The organism is Candidatus Enterococcus wittei (genome assembly GCF_002140175.1).
In the GTDB taxonomy this organism is placed as follows: Bacteria; Bacillota; Bacilli; order Lactobacillales; family Enterococcaceae; genus Enterococcus_B; species Enterococcus_B wittei.
Map to the genome: position 1 here is coordinate 343628 of NZ_NGMO01000001.1, position 9599 is coordinate 353226.

Sequence of the window (9599 nt, forward strand, 5' to 3'; positions counted from 1 at the left end):
GACCTTGTTATTAAAAACTTCTAAAAAAAATATCATAATGATGTGATTACTCTAAGTTCTTTCTTCACCCTTATCATTTGACGAAGAGTCTTCTTAATAAAAGTGGAAGAAATCACTCAATCTTTTTTGAGTGATTTCCATGGTGTATATAGATTTATGAATTGTATCATAGAATTAGAAAAATTTATGTCGTTAGAAGTTGCATATATACGTATCTCATCGAGCAATCAAAATAAAAAATGACAAACTGAAGAACTCAAAAAAAGTTGGTCCAGAAAATTTATAAAAAATAACCTAGACCAACAATTACGGAGTGCCCATGATCTTTTTTCTAAGTAACTTTAGATTTTATCCGTGATCAAGATATTTTTATTATGGAGATCCTTGATCGGTTCTAGGAAAAACTACGATGAAACGATTGCTTCAAACAACTACCCAGAGAAGAAAAAACTTTAGCTCATTTGCTTACGATTATGGCTGAAGCAATTGGGGCCCTCTTCCAGAAAGTTTCATAAAAGATTTAATCTTTCAGATATTGGCCATGATTGCCAAAAGTAATCCATAGAGCTAGAGAATAGACACGAATAGATAGGAAGTTTATTTGTGTTCCACTCAATGAATTCCCATGGGAAGATTCGTTGAACGCTGAAAAAGATTAATTGTTCCCAAAAGTTTGATGACGTATTTTATTTACCTGTTCACGAGCTGCTAAATAAACTTAGAAACACTCAAATTGTCAAATTTATCGTTACATTGTTCCAGATTTTAAGACGAATAATTGGAAACTCAATGCTTTCTCGATTTGTCCAGTTTTGATTTGATAATCCATCTCCACTAACTGATCAAATAATCGTACAAGTTTCTGTTCATCATATTTTCGCGCTTCTTGCATGGCAAGCTTGACCCGATAAGGATGTATTTTAAGCGTTTCAGCAATATTTGCTTGTTGATATCCAATCTTCACTAAAAACTTTGTCTGTAGATATAGCCTCAACTGTGAAAGTAAAATAGCATTGATCTTGATGATCTCTTCCCCTTGTGTCACCAAATCTTCAAATAGCCGTAAAGTTTGGTCGGTTTTCCCAGCTAAAATATATTGTGTCATATCAAAAATATTATGTTCCAATGTTTTAGGAACTAGTTGCTCTACTTCTGATGCAGTAATTTTTGACTGATTTTGTCCATATAAAACCAATTTTTCTAACTCACCCATCATTTTGGATAAGTCCAAGTCGGTCAAGCGCAAGAAAACATCAATGGCTCTTCGATCTAATGTAATATCCGTATTCTCCAAAGTGTTCAATAAATATTGACGAACTTCTTTCTCATTTAGTTGTTGAACGTTGATCACAACAGCTGTTTTTTTCAGCTGTTTGGTCACTTTTTTTCGTTCATCTAATTTTTCATAAGGTGCAAAAAAAACGAGAACAGTTGAATCTAAGGGCTCTTTTAAGTAATCAACAAGCAGATCAATATTTTGTTCCATACCGTTTGTAACTTTCTCACCAGTTAAGAAATATGGATTTTCAACAAATACAACGCGTTGTTCTCCAAAAAATGGTAAGGTTTCTGCTTCCGCAATCACTTCTTCAATACTGGAATGATTCATATCAAATCGCAGGAAATTTAAATCATCTTTTTCTGTAACTTGAATTTTTTTTAGTATTTCTGCTCGTACTTGATCTTGTAGAAAACTTTCAGTTCCCAAAACAAGATAACAAGGCGCCAGTTTTTCTTTACGTATTTTTTGTAAGTCTGCTTGTATGCTCATCTCTCTCACCACTTTCCAATTTATCCTATCATGAGAAATCAAAAATTACTAGTCTATCATCGAGGTGATTTTCCCATTTCTTGACCAGACGGGATGCCACTGAAAATGTATTGCCCCTTGTTGATCTGTTCGAAATATCTTGATATATTGATCGCGGAGGGTATCGATCACTTCTGCATTTGGATGGCCATATCGGTTATTTAGCCCATTTGAGATGATTCCTACTGTGGGCTTGATAGAGGAAAGGAATAGAGGATGGCTGGAACTACGGCTACCATGGTGTCCTAATTTCACAACATCCGCTTTTAATTGAGGATATTTTTTTAAAATCTCTAACTCTTTTTCTTGATTTAAATCACCTAAAAGTAAAAATTTTTTCTTTTTGTATTCAAACCATAAAACTAAGGAGTCTTCATTCCTCCCTTGCCCTTTTGTACTAGGCATCAGAACAAACAGATTAAAAAAACCTTTTAATCGATCCTGTTGCTTCACTTCAACGACCTCAGTTCCTTTCTTTTCAAAAGGTGTCAATCGCAAAGCTAATTCAGGATCATTCTTCGCTCCCCACCCAATATAGATTTTTTTTATTTGAAAGTGACGGTCAATCGTTTCCAATTCTCCTATATGATCCGTATCATTATGTGTTAATACCAACTTATCAATAGTTTTTACTCCTTGACCTTTTAGATAGGGTACGACGCTATTTTCTGCTAATGGGCGTTGTACTCGTTTTTGCCAGTCTTCTACAGCAAACGGCATTTTCCCTCCTGTGTCAATCAAAACTACCTCCTGATTGTATGGACTTTTTAGCAATATACTATCTCCTTGTCCAACATCGATAAACGTGATCACTGTTGATAGGTTAATATAAGGTAGTATTATTAGTCCACATGGAATGAACATCATCATGAGCTGCCTTTTCAAATGAGGTACTTCTTTTCTTTCGTGAATGGCTATGATTGTAACCAATCCAATACATATTAAATAAAATGGCGGTTGGCCAACAATGATTGTAGAAAAATCAATTAGTGAGAGTACTGATTCAAAAAAAACTAAAAAAGATTCTACAAAGTCTAACACTATTGGTGGAAGAATTTTCCCTAAGAAAAAAAGAATCAAAACTCCTGGAAGAAATAAACAACTGAATAGTGGTGCACAAATCATGGTCAAAAAAACACCTAAAATAGGCCACTCATAAAAATACCAAGCAGATAATGGCATTAGTGCCCCAGTATATAGTATGAATGAGTGAATTTTATCGCGTAATCCTCCTGATTGAGTGGGTAGCATAATAAACAGAAAACTCATCCATAGACTTAACTGACCTCCTGTCTGAAAAAGAATGAGTGGTTCAACTAATAGTAATAGCCACAGATTAATCGAGAAACAATCTAATGCTGAACAATTGATACGAAACAACTTCAGTAACAGTCGAAGTAAAAATAAACTTCCTGCCCTTATGACAGAAAATGAACCTCCAGCTAATACTAAATAACACATGGTAATGACAGCCATTGGAAAGATACTCGTTCGTAACAGACAACCACATCTACGAAAAAGAAAGTAAACCCAGCCCAAATAACATTGAATATGCATACCCGACAAACTAAACAAATGTAGCAAACCAGTTTCCTTAAAAATCTCTTCTGACTCAATAAATTCCGCATCCCGAAACCCAAATAGTAATGTATTGGTATACATACTAACTTTTTTGGGAAAATGTTTTTTTACGTAAGAAATCCCCTTTCCTCTTAATCGGTTAAGGGCTTCAAACCAATAATCTCTTTGAGAAATGGATTTGACTTTAGAAATTTTGAATTGTCCGCTGATGCGTTGGATATTAAAATAATTCTTTTGATCAAATCCGTAAGGGTTACGTTGTGGGGTTGGAACAAGATATTTTCCCTCAACTTGAAGCTCAATCGTTTTTCCTCGAAAGTTTTCCCACTGATGCACTTCTTCTTCAGAATTCGCTTGATAACTAAGCTGTATAAGGTGATTTGTCTGATTCAATCGCCCTTCACATGTCAACCAATCACCATTACGTTTGATCGTATCGGCTTTAAGTAAGACATGTTCTGTTGATTCATTCAACGATATTGGTTCTCTTTCCATTCTTAAACAGGTTATTCCTACTACGAAACTACAAAACACACATAAATAAATCAATATCTTAGGTCGTCTCCACACGATGAATATAAAAAAACCGGTCAATATCATCCGATAATACCCATTGTCTAAATAATAAAACAAACAGGAAATAATCGAAGAAATCGCCGGAAATATCAACTGATTTCGAACTTGTTCGCCAAATAATTTAGCCAACTTCCTCTGTTGAGTTGTCTAAAAGCTTTGCAAAATATTTTTGATCTAATGAGACTTGATGAACCGATGCACCTAACTGCTTGATCAAGGACTGTGCATAAGAGTCATTACGATAATCATGTAGATAATGGATTTTTTTTATTCCAGCTTGGAGTATCGCTTTCGTACAAGCCAAGCAAGGAAAATGTGTGACGTAAATCTCGGCACCTTCAGTAGGTACTCCTAGTTTGGCGCATTGTAATAAAGCATTCATCTCTGCATGGATCGTACGTAGACAATGACCATCTACAACATAACAGCCTTCATCAATACAATGGACATCTCCGCTGACTGCTCCATTGTATCCTCCTGCAATGATTCGTTTATCTCTTACTAGAGTAGCTCCTACTTCTAATCTTGTACACGTACTTCTCAAGGACAATAATACGGCTTGTGCCATAAAATATTGATCCCATGGTATGCGTTCATTGTTCATGTTTTCCTCCCGTTGGTTTTAGTCTATTGTAATTGTAACGAAGTTTTTCAGTTTTTCAACTGTCTTCGTGCCGAATCCAGAAATTTCCTTTAAGTCTTCGATTTCTTGAAATGAGCCATTGGCTTCTCGATAGTGAATAATTTCTTGTGCTTTCTTTTCTCCAATACCGGGTATTTCTTGCAATTCAGACAATGATGCAGTGTTGATATTGATTTTCTCTTCTTCGAGACTCTCCTGTGTCGTTGTTGCTTCTATTATGTTGACTTTAGAAAGTTCTTCTCCGATTTCAGGGATGTAAAGAACTTGTTGATCTGATACTTTTGCAGCAAAATTAATTTGTTTTTCATCTGCATGTTCTGTCACTCCACCGGCTTTTTCCACAATATCATAGACCCTTTCTTCTGCTGTAAAAGTATAGATACCTGGTTTATTGACACCTCCTTTGATATCCACATACATAATCGCTACTGACGAGCTTGTCTCAGGTGTTTCTTCTTTTGTCTGGGTTGTAGTTGTGAGATACTCTTCATCTGCTTCTTCTTTATCTGGTTGGCTGATGCGTTGTAAAAAAATACCGAATAGAAAAAACAGTACAGAGACACAAATAAAACTACAGATGAGTAATCTGGGCGAAGCAAGTATTTGTTGATATCTTTTTTTCATGTGCTAAAGGGCTGTCAGCAATGGCTAAGAGTTCCCTGTCTCCTTTCATGCAAAATAGTGAAGAAACACCTAAATTACGATGCCCCTTCACTATTAGATACGAAAAAAAGCGCCTTCGTATTTTTTCTACAAAACAAGATAGCTACACTCTATAAACTAGGATCTCTCTTTAGCACTGTGTACTTTCGATTTTGTTGTTCTATCAGAAGTAGCAGATACGCTCGCTCCACTTGAAACCTTTGCTCTGGTGATTTGATTAGCTAGAAGATGTTGAGTCTGGTTTTGTGTTTGACGTTGTATAACATCTTTTTCATACTGTTGTGCAAGGCGATGGACTAAGTTATTCCTTTTCATGTTGGTTGGTTCTTTTTCCCCTGTACTTACATTTGAACGTCCACTTTTCACTTCATGCACAGATGAGTTAGTTTGTGGCTGTTTGAACAATTCCGCTTTATATGTAGCGGAATTTTTTTCTAATCCATCTCTACTAATTCCCTGCCGCAATGCTTTCGGAATGGCCGTTGCATATGTAGGTTCGGTTTTCTTACTATTATTGTCATTACTATTTACATTTTCATATATAGGTTTCGAATGCTGGTTGACTGTATTGAAAGAGTGTGCTGAGTTCTGTTGATTATTCGGAGTAAGATATGGTTCATCATATATAGGTTCCGATCGGTCATAATTATTTGTACTAGATCTAAGGTCCAGCGGATCAGCATATATAGGTTCCGATTCGTGATAATTTTGTTGTTCAGTTTCTCTTAAAAATGGTTGACCATTTATCATTTCGACGGAATGATAAACGACTTGCTTCGAAAGGTTTACTGGTTTTTGTTGATTATCCATACTAGAACTAAGGTCCAGTTCAGCATATATAAGTGCTTTTTCGGCAGAATTTTGTTGTCTAGTTTCTCTTAGGAATGGTCGTTCCGTTACCATCTCATCAACTTCTCTTAAAAATGGTTGACCATTTATCATTTCAATGGAAGGATACAAACGGTTTGCTGATTTTTGCTGTTGATAGGGATGTTGTTTTAGCCAACTTTGCATGTTCTGTACGATTTGTTCTTCCATAGGATGTCTAACAACTGAGGATTCCTCACGATCATTCGTTTCTATATCTGGCTTTTTTTCTAAGACAGATTTAATATATCTTTCGTTAAAGAATCCATAATCCTCTATTTTTGATAAAACTTCATCAAACTCTCTTGCTCTTCTGCTGATAAGACCAAATCGACTGAGCAATCTAATGAGTCTTGATTTATTACGATAACATTTTTTTAACAGCGCCTTCGTCCATAAAATACAATTACAATGTTTATCTGGATCATTTTTATACCATGCTGCCTGATCACGGAAACTAATGAGACAATCCCTAAATTCACCTACTGTTTTAATATGACCAAAATGTTGCCTGAATATTTTTTTACTGTATTCCTGACTAATATCAAAATCTAAGTATTTTCTATTTGTATTTTCCATATTATTTTACACTTCTCCTCAGATGTGTATAAGAGACAGATTTTACACTTCTCCTCTCACTAAATACTTCCTTTACAATCCATTTAGTACATCTTAGCAAACATAACAATATTATTGTGAAAAATAGAAAACTACTTTTTTTATTTTTTTGAAAAAAGTAAAAAGATGAGCCACTAGTCTCTTCGACCATGACTCATCTTACTTTTAAGTTAAACATTTAATGTTTTTTAGAATATTATTCCCTTATTTTAAATTTCTCAAATAGTCCAAAGCGTCCTGTACTGTTTTAACAGGCACAATTTTCATTGAAGTATTCAACTTTTTAGCGGCTTCTTTTGCTTCCTCATAATTGCTTTTTATTTCTGGATATTCCTTTTTCACTTCATCAGAAATCGTATCATCCGGTGCAAAGAAAATATCCATTCCTGCAGCATCTGCACTCGCAACTTTTTTATCGATTCCCCCAATTCTGCCTACTTCACCTGAACGATCGATCGTTCCAGTTCCGGCAACCTTCTTCCCGTGCCGAAGGTTTTGATGGGAGAGCTGTTCATAGATTTCTAATGTGAACATCAGTCCTGCAGAAGGCCCGCCAATTGAACCAGAGTTGATGACGATAGACATATCAGTTTTTATTTCGGTATGATCAGTTAAAGTAATACCAATACCTGGTTTTTTGTCTGTTGGTAGTTCGATCAACTTGCCAGAAGCTTCTTTTTCCTGACCATTTTGTAAATAAGTAATCTGGATGGTTTGGCCGACCTTTTGGCTTTTTACGTAATCCATGAATGCTTCGGCGCTTTTAAAACTTTGTCCATCAACTTTTGTTACTGTATCTCCAACAGAGAGCTTTCCGTAAAAATTTGAATTCTTTTCGATCCCCATGACGTATACACCTTTAAACTCCATAGTATAAGGTAGATTGGCCAATTTCAACGCCTGTTCGATCGCTGCATTTTGTGAAGATTCCATGTAATAATGCTGCATTTGGGTGTATTCTTCATTCGTTGCACCACCAGTCAATTCTTCTTCACTAACCAAATCCTCAAAATCTGACAGCATCGCCTGGACTGCCCTAAAGCCCGTTGCTTGTCGCACGCCAACGGAAGTCAGAGAAAATGAACCAGATTCTTTATCTTTCTGATCATTGACTGTGATCATATCTTTTAAGTTGATGGTCGCACCAGGAGCCTCGACATAATAAGGCAATGGGACGACAACAAAGCCTACAAGTAATATTCCTAATAAGACGATTGATAAGTTTTTTATCCATTGTTTAAATTTCATTTTGTTCACGCTTTCTAGCTAGAGCTTCTATAATGACTGTTGGAAGGTAATCACTGACATCCCCGCCAAAATGAAGTACTTCTTTTAGAATACTTGAACTGATATGAGTATATTTAGGCTTTGCCATTAAAAAAACTGTTTCTACTTCGGCTAAATGATGATTCATTTGTGCGATTTCTTGTTCATATTCAAAATCTTTGATATTTCGAACACCACGAATGAGTGTGTTTACGCCTAATTCTTTTGCGGTAGTTGCCGTCAATTGATTCCCCTGTTGGATCACTTTGACATTTGGAAGATGTGCCACTACTTGGGAAATCAAGTCTATACGCTCATCAGCAGAAAATAAACTTTTTTTTGAGGTATTCACAAAAATTCCGATAATGACTTCATCGAATAATTTTGCACTACGTTCAATCATATCCAAATGGCCATTTGTTAACGGATCAAAACTGCCTGGAAATAGTGCTCTTTTCATTATTCTTCCTCTTTTCTAAAAATAGTCACTGCTGTGATACCATATGTTTGTCTTCTTGTTTGTTGAAAAGTACCAATCGATTCAGGCAGTTCCACTGTTTTATCCGTTTCACACACGATTACAGCTAAAGGATTGAACAACTGCAAGTCCTCCATTCGTTCAATTTGTGAGATGATTTTTTGTTTTGCATAAGGGGGATCTAAAAATACATAGTCAAATCGCTGATTCTCTAGTGCTAATTGTTCAATCGCCTTATCTGCATCAAGTTTGAGGAGCGTGAATTTTTCTACTTCTTTAGTGATTTCTATATTCTCTTTGATCACTTTAAACGCCTGGTAACTTTTTTCAACACAAACTGCATGACTACACCCTCGAGAAACTGCTTCTATCGCTAACCCGCCACTTCCAGAATAAAGATCTAGCACGCTTTCTTCATCAAAATAAGGACCGATCATGTTGAAAATCGATTCTTTTACTTTATCTGTCGTTGGACGAGTATTAGATCCTGTTAAACTTTTTAAACGGCGTCCTCCGTAATTTCCTGAGATAACTCGCATATTCTCACTCCTTGAAAAAGTACTGTTACTAGTATACCAAAAAAAAACTAAAAAAAACTTGATTCACTATTAATTTCATAGCTTCTCAAGTTCATTTTTTACTTATTCAACTATTTTTTTTAATTTCACAGACTCAAATATTTTCTAAAAAACATGATCCGCTAAACGGATAGTTGTATTAAGTTCTTCAATCTCAAAACTTTCTTCTTTCAACGCATCTTTGGATCCAATTTTCTCCGCAAAATTCATTTCGATATCTGGTCGATAAGATGGCTCAACTTGTCGTACAAAATGTAATTTATTGATACGCTCTTTTACTTGCTCGTAGTTTTTATCGTCTAAATAAAGAACAACATCTGTCTCTTATACACATCTAGATGTGTATAAGAGAAAGTCTTCACCCTTATCATTTGACGAAGAGTCTTCTTAATAAAAGTGGAAGAAATCACTCAATCTTTTTTGAGTGATTTCCATGGTGTATATAGACTGTTTCTTATACACATCTAGATGTGTATAAGAGACAGTCATTTGACGAAGAGTCTTCTTAATAAAAGTGGA

Annotated in this window: 8 protein-coding genes and 1 pseudogene; all 9 read right to left on the minus strand. The window is 35.4% G+C overall.

Translation table 11 applies throughout. The features are described from left to right. Nucleotides 1-748: 748 nt before the first annotated feature. Nucleotides 749-1783: a DNA polymerase III subunit delta gene (gene holA, locus A5844_RS01210; RefSeq protein WP_086283244.1), complete on the minus strand. Its 1035-nt coding sequence runs from the start codon at nucleotides 1781-1783 to the stop codon at nucleotides 749-751. A 36-nt stretch (nucleotides 1784-1819) separates the two neighbouring features. After that, on the minus strand, nucleotides 1820-3865 hold the full coding sequence (locus A5844_RS01215) for a DNA internalization-related competence protein ComEC/Rec2 (protein WP_306297846.1): 2046 nt from the start codon (nucleotides 3863-3865) through the stop codon (nucleotides 1820-1822). Nucleotides 3866-4088: 223 nt separating this feature from the next. Then, on the minus strand, nucleotides 4089-4571 hold the full coding sequence (locus A5844_RS01220; RefSeq protein WP_086283246.1) for a ComE operon protein 2: 483 nt from the start codon (nucleotides 4569-4571) through the stop codon (nucleotides 4089-4091). A gap of 18 nt (nucleotides 4572-4589) precedes the next feature. Continuing rightward, a complete protein-coding gene (locus A5844_RS01225; RefSeq protein ID WP_086283247.1) occupies nucleotides 4590-5234 on the minus strand; it encodes a helix-hairpin-helix domain-containing protein in 645 nt (214 codons plus the stop codon). A gap of 156 nt (nucleotides 5235-5390) precedes the next feature. Next, on the minus strand, nucleotides 5391-6719 hold the full coding sequence (locus A5844_RS01230) for a hypothetical protein (RefSeq protein ID WP_086283248.1): 1329 nt from the start codon (nucleotides 6717-6719) through the stop codon (nucleotides 5391-5393). Between the two features lie 243 nt (nucleotides 6720-6962). Continuing rightward, complete coding sequence (locus A5844_RS01235; RefSeq protein ID WP_086283249.1) at nucleotides 6963-8006, minus strand: SepM family pheromone-processing serine protease; 1044 nt, start codon at nucleotides 8004-8006, stop codon at nucleotides 6963-6965. Beyond that, nucleotides 7996-8484 carry a pantetheine-phosphate adenylyltransferase gene (coaD, locus tag A5844_RS01240; RefSeq protein ID WP_086283250.1) on the minus strand — a complete coding sequence of 163 codons (489 nt, stop codon included), beginning with the start codon at nucleotides 8482-8484 and terminating at the stop codon, nucleotides 7996-7998. The genes A5844_RS01235 and coaD overlap by 11 nt, the downstream gene beginning before the upstream one ends. Further along, a complete protein-coding gene (gene rsmD / locus A5844_RS01245; RefSeq protein ID WP_256924518.1) occupies nucleotides 8484-9104 on the minus strand; it encodes a 16S rRNA (guanine(966)-N(2))-methyltransferase RsmD in 621 nt (206 codons plus the stop codon). The genes coaD and rsmD overlap by 1 nt, the downstream gene beginning before the upstream one ends. Before the next feature lie 81 nt (nucleotides 9105-9185). Then, nucleotides 9186-9395: pseudogene (locus A5844_RS01250) on the minus strand (DUF2129 domain-containing protein); the annotation flags it as partial. Nucleotides 9396-9599: the final 204 nt, after the last annotated feature.